An 18,888-nucleotide genomic window follows, 5' to 3' on the forward strand; every position below is an offset into this window, starting at 1 on the left:
GCTTAGGGTGAAATAACCATCTGGGATGGACTGCCAACCGGCGTATAGTCCGGTTCAAAACTCAGTTTGCCGTCCCGCCCAACGCGGAAACGGGTAATGTTGTCGCTGCGCTGATTCATGACGTACAGCCAGCGCCCCTGTTTATCGAGCGTCAGGGTGCGCGGGTAGTCGCCCCGCGTCCAGACATCATCCTGATGCGTCAGCGTGCCATCCGCTGTTACGGTAAAGTGCCCGATGCTGTTATGCAAACGGTTAGCTACGTACAGCTGCTTGCCGTCGGCGCTTAATACGAGCCCGGCAGCAAAACTGGTGCCTTTGTAGCCTTCCGGCAGGGCTGAGACCGTTTTTCCCTCTTTTAGCCGCCCCTGACTGTCCATCACATAATGGGTGAGCGTAGACGCCTCTTCGTTAATCAGCCACAGGGCATCACCTTTCGGCGTAAAGACAAAATGGCGCGGCCCCGCCCCTTTTGAGGAAGCGTTGATAAATGGCGGATCGTTCGGCGTCAGCTTTCCGCTTTGATCGTCAAAGCGGTACTGATAGATGCGATCCAGCCCCAGATCGGTAGAAAAAACAGACTTCCCGCTCGGATCGGCGGCGATCATGTGCGCATGGGGGCCGTTGTGATCGCTGATGGCGAAGCTACCCTCAACAGCGGCTTCCGGTTTCGCCGCACCCGGTTCACCTTGATCCTGATGTGTGTCCGTCGCGTCACCCAGACTACCGTCTGTGTTGATCGGCAGAACAGCAATCGATCCGCTGACGTAGTTCGCCACCAGCAGGTGCTGGCCGTTCGGTGTCAGAGAGAGATAAACCGGCCCCGCACCGCCGGAGGAAACCTGATTCAGCTCACTCAGTTCGCCGTTCTCGCCCACCCGCAGCGCCTGCACTACGCCCTGCTCTACTTCACTTGCCAGATAAAGCGTTTTGCCGTCGTGCGAGACGGCCAGTTGCGCGGCGTTCGGCAACTTGCTCACCAGCGTCTTATTACCGAGCGCTCCGGTTTGCGGATCGACGGTAAAGCGGTACAGCCCTTCACCGTTCGGATTATAGGTGCCGACCCAGGCATACTGGGTTTGAGCGACAGCGGCGGTAGCCAGTAAAGAGAGTGAAGCGACAAGCAGGTTACGGGTGTGCATGGTGGCTCCTTCAGGTTTGTGCGGTGTGTTTCCCCTCACCCCGGCCCTCTCCCAAAGGGAGAGGGTTAGGGTGAGGGGTGTTGTTTTTGCTATTTAACCAGCTTCTTCGTCATTTCAAGCAGCGTGCGCACATCTTCCGGGCGCGTGTCGCCGCTGGCTTTGTCGATAATCGAGCTGTAAATATGCGGGATGATTTTGCTCACGCCTGCATCCAGCGCAATCTGCAGGATCTCTTCGAAGTTTTCCAGATCGATACCGCCGGTCGGCTCCAGCCAGAAATCGTGACGGGCGCAGGCTTCCGCCACCGCTTTGTACTCATCACGGCACTTCAGGCCACCCATCGGGAAGTATTTGATGGAGCTGCCGCCAAAATCTTTCAGCAGAGCAATCGCGGTTTCAACCGGCACAATACCGTCCGGCGCGGCGCTGCTCAGCGGGCCGGTGGAGATTTTCACCATCCCGACGGTGCCAGTCGGAGAGACCAGACCGTTGACGACGGAATCATTCTGCCCCAGCAGCGCGCGGCTGGTGGCCACGCCGGTGAAGACCTGGTTGACGTGCTGCGGCTGCACCTGGCGGGAAATTTCACTCACCATCGCCGACTGGTTTGGATCGCCCGCGCCCAGACCCACAGAGAGCGCATTATCAATCAGTGCCGCGTACTCACGCATATCCGCGACCGCGCTCGCTACGTCCGGGTAGTTTTTGGAGAGCACGCCCACCAGCACATGACCTTCCGCCGCCTCATAAATGGCGCTGGCGTTGGCCTTAGAGCCAGCCAGTACGTTCAGGCAGACGCGGTCACGGTAAAAATTGGGGGTCAGTTTCATGCGTTTTTCTCCTGTCCTAACACTTCGCTAATGCGGCGGTACACGATGTTCAGCTGATCAGCGTTCACGCTGCGCACATCCGCTTCGATAATCCCTTCGTTGGCCTTGTAGCCACGGAAGTAAATGGCGTATTCACCCTGCTTCAGCGCATTCACCAGTTCGCCAGTGCCGACACCCGTGGTGGCTTCGTCGAACTTGATCTCGGTGCGGGCGATGTCACGACCGGCGCTGTCCCAGACCACGCGCGCCGTGACGCCGTTCAGGGTATTCAGCGCGTCGATAAACGGCGTCATTTTGGCGACCATCTCGGCACCGCTCTCTTTGGTCGCCGTGAGGTAGTGTTCGATGGCGCAGGTCAGGCCGAGGATGCCCTCTTTGCCCACCTTCATGGCACGGCCAATGCCCGCCGTCTGGCGTTTTACCCACTCAACATATTGAGTTTTACCGATCACCAGCCCGCTGGTTGGCCCTTCGATCGCCTTCGCGCCGCTGTAGATCACCAGGTCAGCACCGGAGCGGTAATAAACATGCAGATCTTCTTCCGCTGCAGCATCGACGATCAGCGGCAGATCGTGTTTACGCGCCACCACTGCCGCTTGCTCCACGCTGAGCATGCTTTTCTGCACGCAGTGGTGAGATTTGATGTAGAGGATCGCCGCGGTGCGTGGGGTGATCGCCGCCGCCAGCTGATCGGCAGAGCACTCATTAGCGTAGCCCGCTTCCACCAGCTTGCCGCCGCCCAGCGCCACCATCGTGCCGACCGGCGCGCCAAAGTTGACGTTGTGGCCTTTCGGCAGAACGATTTCATTGTTTTCAATTGGCGTGACGTGCAGATTTTCCAGCAGCCAGTCGCTGTCTTTTACCAGCACCGCCGCCACGGACTGGGCAATGCCTGCCGACGCACAGGAAACCACCGTCGCCCCTTCCACATCCAGCAGTTTCGCGATGTATTCGCCGGTTTTGTTGACCAGATCCTTCATCTCAAAATAGTGGTTCATCCCGTCCATCGCCGCCTGCACCACTTCCGGGCGCGGCGTGGAGACACCCAGCGCCGTCATGCGGCCAGAGGTATTGATAACTTGCTTTAAGTGGTACTTCTCATAAATCGAAGGCATGTTCCGTGCTCCCTTGTTCGGTCATATAGCCCTTGCCCGCGCGGATCGCGGCAAGCGGCACCAGAATGTGTTCAGCCTGCAGGCTGTCGTTTTCGGCATCCGTCAGCACCGTCGGCTGGCGTTTAATGGTGAACAGCGTCAGGTCGGCGTCGAGCCCTGGCTCAATACGCCCTTTGCGCGTCAGGCGCAGGCCGTCGGCGGCGTTCGCGGTCACGCACGCAATGACCTGCGGCAGTGACATGCCAATAGCGAGGAATTTCGACATTACGCTTGCCAGGCTGCCCACCGGACCGTTGATACGGTTGCGGCAGTAGATATCCGAGCTGATGGTGTGCGGCAGAATGCCCATCGCGATGGCGCGTTTCGCCACCTCAAAGCTAAAGCTCGCCGTGCCATGGCCGACGTCCAGACGCACGCCGCGTTTCAGCGCAGACGTGATGGAGGCGCGCAGTTCGCCGGAAGGCGTCAGAATGCGGTTCGGTTTGCCGTTGTAGCAGTGGGTAATGATGTCACCAGAACTCAGCAGCCCGGCAATTTCGTCAAGGTTTGGCGGGTTGTTGCCAATGTGGACCATCAACGGCAGATCGCCGTTCTCTTTCTGGATCGCTTTCGCGCGTTCCAGCGGCGTAATGCCGTTTTCACCGACCACGCTGCTGCTCATGCGCGCTTTCAGGCCGACAATAAAATCAGGGTGGCGTTTAACCGCCTGCTTCACTGCATTAGCATCAATGTTGGCCATATTGGCCAGTTCGTTCTGGGCAATCAGCCCCACGCGGGAGATGTTCAGCAGGGCAAAGACTTCGGTGGAGGCTTTGCGGGTGATGTCATAAAAATCGTCCACGTCGTCCGCGCCGGTACTGCCTGCGTCCACAACGGTGGTCACGCCCGTAGCAATGCCTACGCTGTCCGGCTCGTCATGGTAAATCGGCGAATTCGGGTAGCAGTGAACGTGAGAGTCAATCCAGCCTGCGCTGACGAACACTTCGCCGTTCAGCTCAACCGTTTTATGAGCGGGCGCGTCAATCTCGCCAAGCGCCGCGATTTTCCCGTCCTGAATGGCGATATCGGTCAGGGTATCGTCGGTAAGGCGCGCACGGCGCAGGAGTAAATCAAACATGGGGATCTCCTGATAAGGCGGGCGCAGATGCGCCCGCAGGTATTAAAGGGCGACCGGGAACAGCCAGCCTAAAATCATTGCGCCGAGGATGGCACCACCGGTAATAGGCTTCTGCCAGATATAGAACAGCAGTGCGCCAACCAGGGAACCGACGCCGATGGGAATGGAGGCGGTCATGGCGCTGAGGATAATCAACGGCCCGAGGAAGCGGCCAGAGGCGTTACCCGCGCCCATCATCACGTCTGCCCCGTAGGTGGAGTTGCTCTGATTGATGGTGAACTTACGCGCCAGGATAATGACGTAACCAATCGCCAGACCAATCACCAGGCCGGTAATCAGCGAGGCAATAAAGTTGGTCACCGGGAACATGATGCCCGCACCCAGCAGCAGCGCCGGCACGCCGAGGCCTACACCGGTCTGGATCGCGCCGCCGATATCAAGAATACCGACCAGCGAGCCTTCAATAATACGGGCGAACAGGAAGCTCGCGCCGAACGCCGCCACCGCGCCGTACACGCCGGTATCGATGCCTGCTTTCAGCATCGCCACGAAGGCCACTTCGTTAAACGCGCCGATGCCGTACAGGTAGTACATGTGCGTCCCGGCGAACACACCGGAGGAGAGCAGGCCAACGAAGATCGGGAACGACCAGTCGGCATACCAAAAACCTTTATTTTGTTCCATGTCGAGGCTCCTGTTATTTACCGCTGAGCGAGTTGTGGATCATGTCGAGCCAGTTCGGCACGGTCAGATGGAAGGATTCGATCATCTTCATGTCGAAGCCGCGGAAGAAGCCGCTCAGCACGAACAGCAGGACGATGGCCGCCATCATCACTTTGGTGACGTGGTTCCAGCCGCTCTCTTCAACACCTTTACCAATCAGAATACCCAGTACCAGCCCCGGTACGGCGTTACCCATGATCAGCTGTGCAGCACCGCCAAAGATGGTGGCCCAGAAGCCGGATTTTTTACCTGCGTCGATGGCCGCCAGCCAGAAGATCACTGGCATCACGGTGTTCACCAGCAGGTTAGCCGCGGGCACCAGTACCTTCACGGCGGTCACCTGGAGTGCGGCCGGAACGGAAGAGGCGGTCAGGTTAAGGAAGGTCACAACAATCATGCCGATGATGCCGCAGGCAATTGCCATTTTGCGCGGGTCATGCAGTGTTTCACCGACGTTACGGTTTTTGATCATCAGCGCCGCCGCCCCCCAGTTCGGGATGATGCGGTGGTCAACGTCCTGTGTGAAGGCACCCGCGGCCACGGAAGAGGCCCAGGCGTTAAAGAAGAAACCTAACCCAAAGGAGAAGTGGGATGCCGGGTCCCCTTCACAGGAGTTCAGTTCCCCCAATGTGCGAAACGCGCCCATACCCTGAGTGGTAGGCGCATGAAACATGCGTGCAGCCCCGGCTCCTACACCGACGCCAACCAGGCCGCCAATGATGAGCGATTTTATTAAAATAATTAAGAACATCAGTCTGCCCTTTTATGAATAATCAGCGTTGCGTGACGAAATCCACCTGGTCGAGATTGATAGCAGTCACGTTGACGGTCACATCCAGCTCCACGCTGTAGGTGCGTCTTTCCCGGCGCAGAAAGAAGAACAGAAATGCTTCTTTACGCACCGCTTCTTGCGCCTGAACAACCTGCACATCCTGTGGCTCAATACGCAGTAAGATATGCGGTGAGGCTTTCATCACCGCGGCCTGAACGTGGTTGAGTGCATCGGCAAAGGCGCGCGCTTTGGCGTCGCCCTTCCCCTTCACTCTCACCGTGGTTGTGAACTGTTCTTTCATACTTACGCGCCGTGCTTCTTCTGCCACGCCTGTACCAGACGCTCGCCCAGCTCTTCTTTATCCATAAAGCCAAAGCCCAGCACGTTGCAGCCTTCGTTGATGGCGGTGACGCCTTCATCCACTGAACGCATACCGTATTTCGCTTTGTAGCCATATTTGGTTTGCGCGGTAATAGCCCCCGCGCCGCCGCTGCCGCAGAAAGAGATACCGAAAGTGGCGTTTTCCGCTTTCATTACGTCGCCCAGTTTCATATCTGCTGCCATACCCGGCACGACAACCGCGCGTCCACCTGCTTTTTCCACACCCGCAGCCACTTTCTGACCTTTACCCAGGCGATCGCCAATCACGACTGTAATCTGTTCCATGTGTTGCTCCTTAAAGGTTGTCTTTCGCGACTTCGAAGTGAACGGAGAGCAGCCAGGCTTCTTCATCAGGAAGGTTGCCAAACTGCGCGACCACTTCACGGGCAAGCCGCATTGAATCAGGTGAAATTTCATCGAACAGCTCCGCTTCAACCTCCGGCAGCGGCTCGCCGGTCACGGACCGGTGCGCCATCGCGCGGACGTGGGAGGTCAGCATCTGTTCCTGTACTGCATTGGGGATGATGTTGTGCCGGGCCAGCAGGGCATAGACCTGCTGCAGCATGGTGTTCGCGAGCTGTTCTGTTTGCACCGCCTGTTCCCCAACGTCGTTCATTACCGCTCCGTTAATCACTGGTCTTACCCCGTTAATGGCTCTGGGATAAAACTAACGTTCACGGTGGAGGGTTTGTAGCGAGTTGTTTTCCACTTCAAAGTGGAAAGGCGAGCAGCAGCAGTGATCTGTGCCACATAAATACGGTGAATATGGATAAATAGCCATATTTACGTGATGAATATCACGCTATTAAGCGGCAAATAAGGGTCAATCACAGCGAAAAAGATTTCGAGCAGGCTCGTAGAAATGTGATGTGGATAAGGTTTTCTTATGGGGATTCGCTAGAGTGGCGACGGGTGCTTGAGACTGACCGTCTCATGCATGGGACGGAAAGTGGAAAGCCCCTACCTGAATTTAAATCAGGACGGGGCTGTAAACGACACGTCTAGCCACGTGATGTTTGCTACCTCGCCCGCTTAAAGCAAGGAGGCATCCATGAAACGCAGAAACCCAAGTATCGGGGTTTTGATGATTATTTCTTTGACAATAATCATCTTAACACTGGTGACGAGGAAAACACTGTGCGAGATCCGTTTTCGAAACGGCTCGCTTGAAGTGACAGCGCGGATGGATTGTCGCTCCGGAAAGTAGGGAGCAAGCATGCGGGGGCGCTTAGTGCGCCTCCGCACACGGAAAAAAGACGTACAGCTCAGGCACCCAATTAGCGGTACTTTTTGTGATACGTGTTGCGTGTTGCCACTATCTGGTCGGCTACCGTCTGGGCTTCCTTCACTTTACCTTCATTCGCCAGCTTCAGCGCACCGTCGATCTGGCCGACCAGCACGTCAAAACCGTGGCGGAAATCTTTCATCCCGGCGCTATCAGGTGCCTGGTTTTCCAGCTTCGGTGGTGTGGCTTTTTGCGCGTCCAGCGCCGCTTCACGCATCTTCGTCAGTGCGTCTTTCATTTCCGTCGCATTGTCGGTTTTCTGAACGACCTTCAGGTTTTCACTGAGGATATCCATGTTGTCTTCAAGATCGGCAGCAAACGCAGAAGAACCAAGAACCAGCGTTGACGCTGCGACGATCGCTAACAGGTGTTTACGCATTGCTCACTTCCTTTTTTATTATTAATAACGCTTTTCAGGTCTTACTGTCCGGCGATTTTCATCTCCGGCAGAAGCACTGAACCACACTGTATATTGCTGCGTGTTTCAATATCGTTACCGACCGTAACAATATTGCGCCACATATCCTTCAGATTACCGGCGATGGTAATTTCGCTTACCGGATACTGAATTTCGCCGTTTTCAACCCAGAAGCCTGCCGCACCGCGAGAGTAGTCGCCAGTAATGCCGCTCACGCCCTGCCCCATTAACTCGGTAACCACCAGACCGGTGCCCATCTCTTTCAGCATCTGCTCAAAGCTCAGGCCCTGTCCGGCAATGCGCCAGTTATGAATACCGCCCGCGTGACCGGTGCTTTTCAGCCCCAGCTTGCGCGCAGAGTAGTTAGTCAGCAGCCACTGGGTCAGTACGCCGTCTTTGATGATATCGCGACGTTCGGTACGCACGCCTTCGCTGTCGAACGGGGTGGAAGCCAGCCCTTTCAGCAGATGCGGGTGTTCTTCAATGGTCAGCCATTCCGGCAGAATTTGCTTGCCCAGCGAGTCGAGCAGGAAAGTGGATTTACGGTAAACCGATCCGCCCGCAATCGCGCCCACCAGATGACCAAACAGGCCGGTGGCCACTTCATTGGCAAAAATCACCGGGGCCTTCATGGTGGACAATTTGCGTGGAGATAAACGTGAAAGGGTACGCTGCGCGCACTCAGCACCGACCCACTCAGGAGATTGCAAATCGCCCAGCGCGCGCCCAATGGTATAGGCGTAGTCACGCTCCATATCGCCGTTCTCTTCGGCGATCACACAGCTTGAGAGCGAATGGCGGGTGGAGCAGTAACCCTGCAGCATGCCGTGGCTATTGCCAAACACTTTGATGCCGTAGTGGCTGTTAAAACTGCCGCCTTCGGTATTCGTGATGCGTTTATCGGCCTTAAGAGAGGCTTGTTCGGCACGGGCTGCCAGTTCGATCGCCTCGTCAGGCGTGACCTCCGCCGGGTGGAAAAGATCGAGATCCGGTGCGTCAAACGCCAGCAGATCTTTATCCGCAACGCCTGCGTAAGGATCGGGTGAGGTGTAGCGCGCAATATCCAGCGCCGCCTGAACCGTACGGGCGATGGCATCCGGACTGAGATCGGTGGAGGATGCGCTACCTTTGCGGTTCTGGTGATACACCGTGATCCCCAGTGCGCCATCGCTGTTGAATTCCACATTTTCCACTTCGCCATAGCGGGTGCTCACGCTAATGCCGGTGGTTTTGCTGACCGCCACTTCCGCGCCATCTGATTTACCTGAAGCGAGCGTCAGCGCGGTGGAGACGGCTTCTTCCAGAATCTTACGCTGCGCTTCAACTTGTGAGGTTACTTTCATCGCAAATGCCATACTGTAAGAGAGAGTTAACTGAAGTCTAACAGAGAACCGTTTTTCAGTGCGCGTCTTAACTGGTAACATTAGCCTCTTTTTTTAAGGAGCCTGACATGACTAAGCAGCCCGAAGACTGGCTCGACGACGTTCCCGGTGATGACATCGAAGACGAAGATGATGAGATCATCTGGGTCAGTAAAAGTGAAATTAAACGTGACGCCGAAGAGTTAAAACAGCTTGGCGCAGAAATGGTAGATCTGGGTAAAAACGCGCTGGATAAGATCCCGCTCGACCAGGATCTGCGAGATGCCATTGAACTGGCACAGAAAATCAAAAAAGAAGGCCGCCGTCGCCAGCTTCAGCTTATCGGTAAAATGCTGCGTCAGCGTGACGTCGAGCCAATCCGTCAGGCGCTGGACAAGCTGAAAAACCGCCACAACCAGCAGGTTGCGTTGTTCCATAAACTGGAGCAAATCCGCGATCGTCTGATTGAACAGGGTGATGACGCCGTACCGGAAGTGCTGAACCTGTGGCCGGACGCCGATCGCCAGCAGCTGCGATCGCTTATCCGCAACGCGAAGAAAGAGAAAGAAGGGAACAAGCCGCCGAAGTCTGCGCGCCTGATTTTCCAGTACCTGCGCGAGCTGTCTGAGAACGAAGAGTAATCTGTGCGGTTTTGCGCCGGATGGCGGCGTAAGCGCCTTATCCGGCCTACAAGGTCGTGCGAAAGAATGTAGGCCCGGTAAGCGCGAGCGCCACCGGGCTTTTTTTTACTCTGCGGCCGCGGCTTTCTTCGCCAGGCCGTCCAGCAGCTTCTGATGAATCCCACCAAAACCGCCGTTACTCATCACCAGAATGTGGTCGCCAGGCTGTGCCGCTTTTACCACCATATCCGCGAGCGCATCCACGTCCGCACTCCAGTGCGCAGGCTGAATGCAGGCGTCGGCCACTTCAGCCACTTGCCACGGAATATGCTGCGGCTGCAGCAGGAAGACTTCGTCGGCACGTCCTAAGGACGGTGCAAGGTCATCTTTGCAGATGCCCATTTTCATGGTGTTAGAACGCGGTTCCAGCACCGCCAGAATGCGTGCGGTTCCGCCCACTTTGCCACGCAGGGCGGCAAGCGTTGCCAGAATCGCCGTTGGGTGATGCGCGAAATCGTCATACACCGTCACGCCGTTGGCTTCACCGCGCAGCTCCAGACGGCGACGGGCGTTGATAAATGTGCCCAACGCATGAGCGGCATCCGCAGGCTGAACGCCCACATGACGCGCCGCGGCAATTGCCATCAGGCCATTGTGCATGTTGTGTTCACCCACCAGGCCCCATTTCACCTCACCCACTTTTTCGCCGTCGAGCAGCACTTCCCACTCGGAGGCGTCTGTATTGAGTTTTTTCGCCTGCCAGTGGCCCTGCTCGCCCACCAGTTCCTGCTCGCTCCAGCACCCCATCGCCATCGTCTGCTTCAGGTTGATGTCGTTCTCCGGCAGGATAATGCGGCCCTGACCCGGAACGATGCGCACCAGGTGGTGGAACTGTTTCTGGATCGCTTTCAGATCGTCGAAGATATCCGCATGATCGAATTCAAGGTTATTGAGGATCAGCGTGCGCGGGCAGTAATGTACGAACTTGGAACGCTTGTCGAAGAACGCACAGTCGTACTCGTCGGCCTCGATCACAAAGAACGGGCTGTCGCCCAGGCGTGCAGAAACATCAAAATTGCCCGGCACTCCGCCAATGACAAAGCCCGGCTTGTAGCCGCAGGCTTCAAGTATCCAGGTTGCCATTCCGGCAGTGGTGGTTTTGCCATGCGTACCGGCCACGGCGACAACCCAGCGATCGCGCAGCACGAAATCATGCAGCCACTGTGGGCCAGACATAAACGGAATATTGCGTTCCAGCACCGCTTCTACACACGGGTTACCGCGGGTCATCGCGTTGCCAATGATGACCAGATCCGGCTGCGGGTCCAGCTGGCTGGCATCATATCCCTGAATGAGTGAGATCCCTTCTTTCTCAAGAAGCGTGCTCATCGGCGGATACACATTGGCGTCCGAACCTGTCACCTCATGGCCCAGCGAGCGCGCCAGCATTGCCAGTCCGCCCATGAAAGTGCCACAAATCCCCAATATATGAATGCGCATACGTCACTATCCTTCTTCAATGTGGCGCACATTTTACTCACATGTCAGCGGCTGTGAAACGCATTTCAGGTAAATCCGTATTTTGCTGGCGCGATTCACCTCTGCGCTAATATTTGAATGTTTGTTAAGATTGTTGGACATCAACCGCTTTACTCAACATAAGATGCAGGGAAAGTGTTATGAAAACGTTAGGTGAATTTATTGTCGAAAAGCAGCACGAGTTCTCTCATGCTACCGGTGAGCTCACTGCTTTGCTGTCGGCAATAAAGCTGGGCGCTAAGATCATCCACCGTGATATCAACAAGGCCGGTCTGGTCGATATCCTGGGTGCCAGCGGTGCCGAGAACGTTCAGGGCGAGGTTCAGCAAAAACTTGACCTGTTCGCGAATGAAAAACTGAAAGCAGCACTGCGCGCGCGCGACATCGTTGCGGGTATCGCCTCTGAAGAAGAAGATGAGATTGTCGTTTTCGAAGGGTGTGAACACGCAAAATACGTTGTTCTGATGGACCCTCTCGACGGCTCCTCCAACATCGACGTTAACGTCTCTGTTGGAACCATTTTCTCTATTTACCGTCGCGTTACGCCGGTGGGTACGCGGGTCACCGAAGAGGATTTCCTGCAGCCGGGTAGCCAGCAGGTTGCCGCCGGTTACGTTGTTTACGGCTCCTCCACCATGCTGGTCTACACCACCGGTTGCGGTGTACACGCTTTCACCTACGATCCGTCGCTGGGTGTGTTCTGCCTGTGCCAGGAACGTATGCGCTTCCCGGAGAAGGGCAACACCTACTCCATCAACGAAGGCAACTACATCAAATTCCCGAATGGCGTGAAAAAGTACATCAAATTCTGCCAGGAAGAAGATAAGTCGACCCAGCGCCCGTACACCTCCCGCTATATTGGCTCGCTGGTGGCGGACTTCCACCGTAACCTGCTGAAAGGCGGTATCTACCTCTATCCAAGCACCGCCAGCCACCCGGATGGAAAACTGCGTCTGCTGTACGAATGCAACCCAATGGCATTCCTGGCTGAACAGGCGGGCGGCAAGGCGAGCGATGGTAAAGAGCGCATTCTGGATATCGTGCCGGAAAGCCTGCACCAGCGCCGTTCGTTCTTCGTCGGCAACAACCACATGGTTGAAGACGTTGAACGCTTTATCCGGGAATTCCCGGACGCGTAACACACTGCCCAGGGGAGCCCTCTGGCTCCCCTTTTCTCCGTCAGGCAGTCTGAGCCGTCAGTTTAAATGACGCCATCGCCTCCATCAGTTCGCGTGACTGCTCCTCCAGCGAGCGTGTCGCTGCCGAAGATTGCTGTACCAGCGCCGCGTTTTGCTGCGCAGTTTCATCCATCTGATTCACGGCGATATTCACCTGCTCAATGCCACGACTCTGTTCCTGAGACGCGGTCGCAATTTCACGCATCAGTTTGGTCATACGCAGCACTTCGGTCGCGATCTCATCCATCGTCTCACCGGCCTGCTGTGCCAGCTCACTGCCCTCGTTAACGTGAGTTTGCGAATCACTGATAAGCGAGCGGATCTCTTTCGCGGCATCGGCACTGCGGCTGGCAAGGTTACGCACTTCCCCCGCGACAACTGCAAACCCGCGCCCCTGCTCACCCGCACGCGCGGCTTCCACGGATGCGTTCAGCGCCAGGATGTTCGTCTGGAACGCGATACCGTCAATCACGCTCAGGATGTCGGCAATGCGCGCCGAACTGCCGGAAATATCGCGCATCTTCTCAATCACATAGCAGACCATTTCGCTGCCGTGATCGGCGGTATCAGAAACGGATTTCGCCAGCTGGTGCGCCTGCTCGGCGTTATCCGCATTGAGTTTCACCGTGGCGGTGATCTGTTCCATACTGGCGGCCGTCTGTTCCAGCGACGTCGCCGTGGACTCGGTGCGTTGCGCAAGGTTCATGTTCCCCGCCGTCAGTTCGCGGCTGCCGGTATCAATCTGCGAACTGGCATCACGCACGCGCAGGACCGACCCCATCAGCGACTGACGCATCTCTTCAATAGCCGCATTGAGCCGATTAAACTCCTGGCTCGCAGGCGCGTTCAGCGTATGGGTTAAATCACCGGCCGCCACGTGCTCCAGCTGGGCAATCGACGCCGACAGCGGCTTCAGCAGCATATGGCGCAACACCAGCCAGGCGAGCACAATAATGCCAGCCGTCAGCAGCGCCGCGACGATAATCAGGATCAGTACGCGGGTTTTGCTCGCCTGCACGGCGCTCACTTCCGCCTTCCCGCGCGCTTCGCTCCACGTCTGAAACGCCTGCATATCATTATCAAACTGCTTCGCCACCGGGATCAGCGAGTTCTCCAGCAAATCGTAATAGCCGTCCGCGCTTTGCTCGTTCAGCGCTTTCAGCATCGGGTTGATCCCCTGCTGATTGTACGCCGCGAGGCTCTTTGCCACCTTATCCAGCAGCTTTTGTCCCTGCTCATCCGCCACGCCACCGTCGATCACACCTTTCAGCGTTTTCTGTGCCTGGACGATTTCCTGATTGATGTTTTTCACCGATTTCGCGGCATCGTCCAGCATGCCGATTTCCATCATACGGACGGCCTGGCCCGCTTCATTGCGCGCGCGCAGGATCAGCGTATAGCCAGAATTCAGCCGCACCATCTGCTCACCCTGAAGGTGGTTGATGCGCTGCAGTGAACTGGAACTCTGTGTGAGGGCATAAATACCAATGCCGCTGACAATCAGCAGCAGAAAGGTCATAACGGCCAGTAAAGAAAGCAAGCCGGTACGAATCGATAGCGTTTTAAGCATGATGTTATTTCCGGTAGCGAGATATTTCTGGGCATAAAAAGAGAATATCGGCCGCGACCGGAAAATGTTTAGACTTTAAGCAAATTCAGTATGTTATCACTTTGTTGAAGATGTACTTACACGTGTTACAGGCGAGCTCTGGCGGTTCTCCCAGAGCACCGTCAGACCGCGCTGTAGCGCAATAAAAATAAACAACAAAATGCCGATGGCGATTTTGGTCCACCAGGAACTGAGCGTGCCGTCGAAATTGATATAGGTCTGAATCAGCCCCTGGATCGCCACGCCAAACAGCGTGCCCAGCACCGTACCGACGCCGCCGCTAAGCAGCGTGCCGCCAATCACTACCGAGGCAATCGCATCCAGCTCCACGCCGACACCTGCCAGCGCGTAGCCCGCCTGGGTGTAAATCGAGAACACGATTCCCGCGAGCGTCGCCAGCCCCGTTGAAAGCATATAAATGCGAATGGTAGTGCTGCGGGTGGAAATCCCCATCAGGTTTGCCGAAGTCGCGCTGCCGCCAATGGCGTACACCTGATTACCAAACCGGGTACGATGGGCGAGGAAGATCCCAATCACGACCACGCCGAGCATTAACAGCCCCATCGCACTCAGGCGTCCGCCGCCGGGGATTTTCCACGCCAGGCTGGAAAGCGTGTCGTAGATCGGGTGGTTAATCGGAATCGACTCTTCGGACACCAGATAACTGACGCCGCGCAGGAAGAACATCCCGGCAAGGGTGATAATGAAGGCCGGAATTTTTAGCGCGTCGATCAGAAGCCCCATAAAAGCACCAAAGGCGCAGCCCATCACCAGCACCAGCGGGAAAGCCAGCAGCGGAGAAATCCCCCAGAAGCCAATCGCTTTGGCAAGGAATACGCCGGTAAAGGCAATCACCGAACCAACGGAAAGGTCAATCCCGCCGGAGAGGATCACAAAGGTCATACCAACGGCGATAATACCTAAAAAGGCGTTATCGGTCAGGATGTTGCAAATCACACGCGTGGAGGCGAAGCCGGGGAACTGGGTCAGACAATAGAGGTAGCCCAGCACAAACACGCCCAGCGTAATCATCAACGGTAAATTACGTTTTATCATGACCGCGGACCCCCTTAATGATGCTAACAAAGCGCGGCGACTGGACGATCAGCACACAGAGCACGACCACCGCTTTCACCACCTGATTGAGTTCCGGCTGGAACCCGGAGAGCAGAATCCCGGTATTCATCCCCTGGATAATCAGCGCCCCGACAACGGAAAGCAGCAGGTTGAAGCGTCCGCCCATCAGCGAACCGCCGCCGATGACCACCGCCAGGATCGCATCCAGCTCCAGCCATAAACCGGCGTTATTGGCATCAGCCCCGCGAATATCTGCCGCCACAATGATGCCCGCGATGGCGGCACAGACGCCGCTCAGGACGTAGGTCAGCATCACCATCAGCCGCGTATTTACCCCGGCGTTTTTCGCGGCACGAATGTTGATCCCCACCGCTTCAATAAACATGCCCAGTGCCGTTTTGCGCGTGAAAAGCCAGAAGACGATCAAGGTTACCAGGGCAATGATCACCGGCGTCGGGAAGAACAGGAGGTTGCCGCTGCCGATCCACGCGAGGCTCGGGGAGTTAAACGTGACGATCTGCCCGGACGTGATGAGCTGCGCCACACCGCGTCCGGCCACCATCAGAATCAGCGTGGCGACAAACGGCTGGATCTTGAGGATCGCCACCAGAATGCCGTTCCACAGCCCGGCCAGCACGCCGGTGCCTAACGCGGCCAGCAGCACCACTGGCAGACTATGCCCGGAGACGGTCATTGAGGCCGCCGTCGCCCCCGCAATAGCCATCACCGCCCCAACGGAGAGGTCAATCCCGCCGGTGGCAATCACCAGCGTCATCCCAATCGCCAGCAGCGCCACGGGGGCGGCACGGTTTAAAATATCTATCGGACTGCCGAACAGGCGGCCATCCTGCACAATAATCTGGAAGAAATGCGGCGCGACCAGGCTATCAACCAGCAGCACCAGCAACAGCGCAGCGATTTGCGGCGTGCCGGTCGGCCAGTTGAAGCGGCGCTTTGATTCTCCAGTTTGCGGAAGCGAACGGGGCATCACGATTAACTCCTTATGCCGCGATGGCATTCATGATCGCCGGAACGGACAATTTCTCCAGCGGGATCTCGGCCACCTGCTTGCGATCGCGCATGATAATGACGCGATCGGCATACCCCACCAGCTCCTCCAGCTCAGACGAAATAACCAGCAGCGCCAGCCCGTCGGCACACAGTGTTTCAATCAGGCGGATAATTTCCGCGTGTGCGCCAACATCAATGCCACGGGTCGGTTCATCAAGGATCAGGAACTGCGGTTTGGTCAGCAGCCAGCGCGAGAGCAGCACCTTCTGCTGGTTACCACCGGAGAGAAATTCGATTGGCTGTTCGGCGCTCGGGGTACGAATTCCCAACTGGCGGATAAAGCGCTCGGCAATGGCGTTCTGCTCTTTACGCGGGATGGGCCGCAGCCAGCCGCGCTGGGCCTGCAATGCCAGAATGATATTTTCCCGCACCGAGGCGGCGGCAATAATGCCGTCCGTTTTTCGGTCTTCCGGGCAGAAGCCAACGCCCAGACACGAGGCCTGATGCGGCGATCGCAGCGTTTGCGGTTTGCCTTTAATCAGTGCGCTGCCGCTGTCGGCAGGCTTGATCCCGAAGATCACTTCGGCGGTTTCGGTACGGCCTGAACCCAGCAACCCTGCCAGACCGACAATTTCGCCGGGCCGCACCTCCAGGTTAAACGGCGCGATCACCCCTTTCTTGCCGAAATGGCTAAACGCAGCGACCGGTTTTTCACTCAGCAACGTGCGCCCTGCACGCTGTAGCGCGTTGGTCTCCAGCTCTCGCCCCAGCATCATTTTGACCAGCTCGATCTGCGGCAGCTCGCGGGTTTCACGGCAGCCAACAAAACTGCCGTTACGCAGTACCGTGATGCGATCGCTCACTTCATAGACCTGATCGAGGAAGTGAGTCACGAAGATCAGGCTAACCCCCTGATCGCGCAACTGACGCATCAGGGTGAAAAGCATCTCTACCTCCTGCGTATCAAGGCTGGCGGTCGGTTCATCAAGGATTAACACTTTGGCCGAGAGATCGATAGCGCGGCAGATGGCGACAATCTGCTGCATCGCCACGGAGAAGCGGTTCAGCGGTTCACGCACGTCGAGGGAGAAGCCGTAAGATTCCATCAGCGTTGCGGCCCGCGCTTCCATCTCTTTGCGACGGAGCAGGCCAAAACGTCTTGGCTCACGGCCAATAAACAGGTTATCCGCCACCGACATGTTCGGCAGCAGGTTGACTTCCTGATACACCGTTCCGATGCCCAGTTGTTGGGCATGGGCGGTATTTTTGGGCGAAATGGCGTTGCCTTCCAGCCAGATAGTGCCGCGATCGGCATGATAAACGCCGGTCAGGGCTTTGATTAGCGTCGATTTCCCCGCGCCGTTCTCACCGAGTAACGCCATGATCTCGCCGCGCCGCAGACTGAAATCGACATTATCCAGCGCTTTTACGCCGGGAAAGAATTTGCTCAAGCCCTCTGTGCGGAGGATTTCCTGGTGTTGTTCTGTGGTCATGGTTCCCCCTCACCCTGACCCTCTCCCCGGAGGGGAGAGGGGACTATTCGTGCCAGTCTTTAATTTTCTGCCCAACCCGCCTTTTTCCCTCTCCCCTCCGGGGAGAGGGCTAGGGTGAGGGGCTTAGTAACCCATATTTTTCTTCTTCTCTAACTCTTCTTTGGCCGTGTCAGGCAGGTAGAGTGTGGATTTGGTGATGGTCAGCTGTTCCGGTTTGGTGCCGTCTTTCTTGAATTTCTCCAGCGCATCGAATGCCGGGCCGGCCATGTTTGGCGTCAGCTCAACGCTGGCGTTCGCTTCACCGTCCATCATCGCTTTATAGATGTCAGGTACACCGTCGATAGAGCCAGTGAGGATATCTTTGCCCGGCTTCAGGCCCGCTTCTTTAATGGCCTGGATAGCACCGATCACCATGTCATCGTTGTGGGCGTAAACCATGCAGATGTTTTTGCCGTTGTTTTCAGCTTTGATAAAACTTTCCATGACCTCTTTGCCCTTACTGCGGGTAAAGTCACCGGACTGAGAACGGATAATTTTGATATTTGGCGCTTTAGCGATAGCTTCCGCAAAGCCTTTCTTACGGTCGATAGCCACGCTCGCACCCACGGTGCCCTGCAGTTCAACCACGTTACACGGCTTGCCGTCGACCTGTTTTACCAGCCAGTCGCCAATCAGTTTGCCTTCCAGCACGTTGTCGGCCGTAACGGTGGTCATATAGAGAGATTTGTCTTTTACATCAATGGAACGGTCAAGGAGGAAGACCGGAATTTCAGCATCTTTGGCTTCCTTCAACACCGGCTCCCAGCCCGTTGCCACGACAGGAGCAATGAAGATGGCATCAACGCCCTGCGCGATAAAGGAACGCACGGCTTTGATCTGATTCTCTTGTTTTTGCTGCCCGTCCGCGATTTTCAGCGTGATGCCGCGTTTCTGGGCCTCGCTTTTCGCTACGTTGGTTTCAGCCGCGCGCCAGCCAGACTCGGAGCCAACCTGCGAAAATCCTACGGTTAATGGAGCAGCGAATGCCATAGACGACATGGCTGCTGAAACTGCTGTGACAAGAAGTAAGCGCTTCCACATATGAACGTCCTCGTAGGGGGTTTATTGTTGGTTAAAAGATGTTCTGCGAAAAAACTATAGCCAATGAAATATGTAACGGATTGCGTTACATCACACTTCAGAAAAGTGAATGAAACGTTAATCACAAGTTTGTAATCGCT

The 18,888-nt window shown here is 56.3% G+C and carries 20 protein-coding genes; 3 read left to right on the top strand and 17 right to left on the bottom strand.

Going from position 1 to position 18,888, the window contains the following annotated elements:
* Nucleotides 1–2: 2 nt before the first annotated feature.
* The 9 genes from ABGB15_RS18730 to ABGB15_RS18770 form a co-directional block, all read right to left on the bottom strand.
* Nucleotides 3–1,139 (bottom strand): lactonase family protein, encoded by a 1,137-nt coding sequence (locus ABGB15_RS18730; RefSeq protein ID WP_215723710.1) that lies wholly within the window; start codon nucleotides 1,137–1,139, stop codon nucleotides 3–5.
* A gap of 89 nt (nucleotides 1,140–1,228) precedes the next feature.
* A complete protein-coding gene (locus tag ABGB15_RS18735; protein ID WP_215723709.1) occupies nucleotides 1,229–1,969 on the bottom strand; it encodes a KDGP aldolase family protein in 741 nt (246 codons plus the stop codon).
* The gene (locus ABGB15_RS18740) at nucleotides 1,966–3,084 is read right to left on the bottom strand and encodes a DgaE family pyridoxal phosphate-dependent ammonia lyase (RefSeq protein WP_215723708.1); all 1,119 of its coding nucleotides are present in this window, start codon (nucleotides 3,082–3,084) and stop codon (nucleotides 1,966–1,968) included. The genes ABGB15_RS18735 and ABGB15_RS18740 overlap by 4 nt, the downstream gene beginning before the upstream one ends.
* Complete coding sequence (locus tag ABGB15_RS18745; protein ID WP_215723707.1) at nucleotides 3,068–4,201, bottom strand: amidohydrolase/deacetylase family metallohydrolase; 1,134 nt, start codon at nucleotides 4,199–4,201, stop codon at nucleotides 3,068–3,070. Before ABGB15_RS18745 ends, ABGB15_RS18740 begins: the two co-directional genes overlap by 17 nt.
* 42 nt (nucleotides 4,202–4,243) lie before the next feature.
* Nucleotides 4,244–4,885: a DUF4310 family protein gene (locus ABGB15_RS18750; RefSeq protein ID WP_003856081.1), complete on the bottom strand. Its 642-nt coding sequence runs from the start codon at nucleotides 4,883–4,885 to the stop codon at nucleotides 4,244–4,246.
* Nucleotides 4,886–4,898: 13 nt separating this feature from the next.
* The gene (locus ABGB15_RS18755) at nucleotides 4,899–5,675 is read right to left on the bottom strand and encodes a DUF4311 domain-containing protein (protein WP_006810337.1); all 777 of its coding nucleotides are present in this window, start codon (nucleotides 5,673–5,675) and stop codon (nucleotides 4,899–4,901) included.
* A 22-nt stretch (nucleotides 5,676–5,697) separates the two neighbouring features.
* Complete coding sequence (locus ABGB15_RS18760; RefSeq protein WP_006810338.1) at nucleotides 5,698–5,997, bottom strand: DUF4312 family protein; 300 nt, start codon at nucleotides 5,995–5,997, stop codon at nucleotides 5,698–5,700.
* Between the two features lie 2 nt (nucleotides 5,998–5,999).
* Nucleotides 6,000–6,362, bottom strand: coding sequence for an SFCGS family glycine-rich protein (locus ABGB15_RS18765; RefSeq protein ID WP_006179053.1), 363 nt, complete (start codon nucleotides 6,360–6,362; stop codon nucleotides 6,000–6,002).
* Nucleotides 6,363–6,372: 10 nt separating this feature from the next.
* Nucleotides 6,373–6,711, bottom strand: coding sequence for a glycine dehydrogenase (locus ABGB15_RS18770; RefSeq protein WP_086527803.1), 339 nt, complete (start codon nucleotides 6,709–6,711; stop codon nucleotides 6,373–6,375).
* A 417-nt stretch (nucleotides 6,712–7,128) separates the two neighbouring features.
* Here ABGB15_RS18770 and ABGB15_RS18775 point away from each other — a divergent pair, with 417 nt between their 5' ends.
* Complete coding sequence (locus tag ABGB15_RS18775) at nucleotides 7,129–7,284, top strand: Hok/Gef family protein (RefSeq protein WP_017383916.1); 156 nt, start codon at nucleotides 7,129–7,131, stop codon at nucleotides 7,282–7,284.
* Between the two features lie 70 nt (nucleotides 7,285–7,354).
* Here ABGB15_RS18775 and cybC read toward each other — a convergent pair whose 3' ends face one another.
* Both cybC and pmbA read right to left on the bottom strand, forming a co-directional pair.
* Nucleotides 7,355–7,741, bottom strand: coding sequence for a cytochrome b562 (cybC, locus tag ABGB15_RS18780; RefSeq protein WP_215723706.1), 387 nt, complete (start codon nucleotides 7,739–7,741; stop codon nucleotides 7,355–7,357).
* Nucleotides 7,742–7,782: 41 nt separating this feature from the next.
* Nucleotides 7,783–9,135, bottom strand: a complete 1,353-nt coding sequence (pmbA, locus tag ABGB15_RS18785; RefSeq protein WP_152084459.1) for a metalloprotease PmbA — start codon at nucleotides 9,133–9,135, stop codon at nucleotides 7,783–7,785.
* Between the two features lie 95 nt (nucleotides 9,136–9,230).
* Here pmbA and yjgA point away from each other — a divergent pair, with 95 nt between their 5' ends.
* Nucleotides 9,231–9,782, top strand: a complete 552-nt coding sequence (gene yjgA / locus ABGB15_RS18790) for a ribosome biogenesis factor YjgA (protein WP_152083248.1) — start codon at nucleotides 9,231–9,233, stop codon at nucleotides 9,780–9,782.
* Between the two features lie 105 nt (nucleotides 9,783–9,887).
* On the opposite strand, the gene mpl is transcribed toward yjgA, so the two are convergent.
* On the bottom strand, nucleotides 9,888–11,261 hold the full coding sequence (mpl, locus tag ABGB15_RS18795; RefSeq protein ID WP_152083247.1) for a UDP-N-acetylmuramate:L-alanyl-gamma-D-glutamyl-meso-diaminopimelate ligase: 1,374 nt from the start codon (nucleotides 11,259–11,261) through the stop codon (nucleotides 9,888–9,890).
* 179 nt (nucleotides 11,262–11,440) lie between these two features.
* Here mpl and fbp point away from each other — a divergent pair, with 179 nt between their 5' ends.
* Nucleotides 11,441–12,439: a class 1 fructose-bisphosphatase gene (gene fbp, locus ABGB15_RS18800; protein ID WP_152083246.1), complete on the top strand. Its 999-nt coding sequence runs from the start codon at nucleotides 11,441–11,443 to the stop codon at nucleotides 12,437–12,439.
* Between the two features lie 40 nt (nucleotides 12,440–12,479).
* Here fbp and ABGB15_RS18805 read toward each other — a convergent pair whose 3' ends face one another.
* The 5 genes from ABGB15_RS18805 to ytfQ form a co-directional block, all read right to left on the bottom strand.
* Complete coding sequence (locus ABGB15_RS18805; RefSeq protein ID WP_215723705.1) at nucleotides 12,480–14,048, bottom strand: methyl-accepting chemotaxis protein; 1,569 nt, start codon at nucleotides 14,046–14,048, stop codon at nucleotides 12,480–12,482.
* Between the two features lie 96 nt (nucleotides 14,049–14,144).
* Nucleotides 14,145–15,143 carry a galactofuranose ABC transporter, permease protein YjfF gene (yjfF, locus tag ABGB15_RS18810; protein ID WP_152083244.1) on the bottom strand — a complete coding sequence of 333 codons (999 nt, stop codon included), beginning with the start codon at nucleotides 15,141–15,143 and terminating at the stop codon, nucleotides 14,145–14,147.
* Nucleotides 15,130–16,155, bottom strand: a complete 1,026-nt coding sequence (ytfT, locus tag ABGB15_RS18815; RefSeq protein ID WP_215723704.1) for a galactofuranose ABC transporter, ATP-binding protein YtfT — start codon at nucleotides 16,153–16,155, stop codon at nucleotides 15,130–15,132. The genes yjfF and ytfT overlap by 14 nt, the downstream gene beginning before the upstream one ends.
* A gap of 10 nt (nucleotides 16,156–16,165) precedes the next feature.
* Nucleotides 16,166–17,668 carry a galactofuranose ABC transporter, ATP-binding protein YtfR gene (gene ytfR, locus ABGB15_RS18820; protein WP_215723703.1) on the bottom strand — a complete coding sequence of 501 codons (1,503 nt, stop codon included), beginning with the start codon at nucleotides 17,666–17,668 and terminating at the stop codon, nucleotides 16,166–16,168.
* 123 nt (nucleotides 17,669–17,791) lie between these two features.
* A complete protein-coding gene (gene ytfQ / locus ABGB15_RS18825) occupies nucleotides 17,792–18,748 on the bottom strand; it encodes a galactofuranose ABC transporter substrate-binding protein YtfQ (protein WP_152083241.1) in 957 nt (318 codons plus the stop codon).
* Nucleotides 18,749–18,888 lie beyond the last annotated feature (140 nt).

Source organism: Enterobacter sp. MALB-1 (assembly GCF_041021625.1).
In the GTDB taxonomy this organism is placed as follows: domain Bacteria; phylum Pseudomonadota; class Gammaproteobacteria; order Enterobacterales; family Enterobacteriaceae; genus Enterobacter; species Enterobacter oligotrophicus.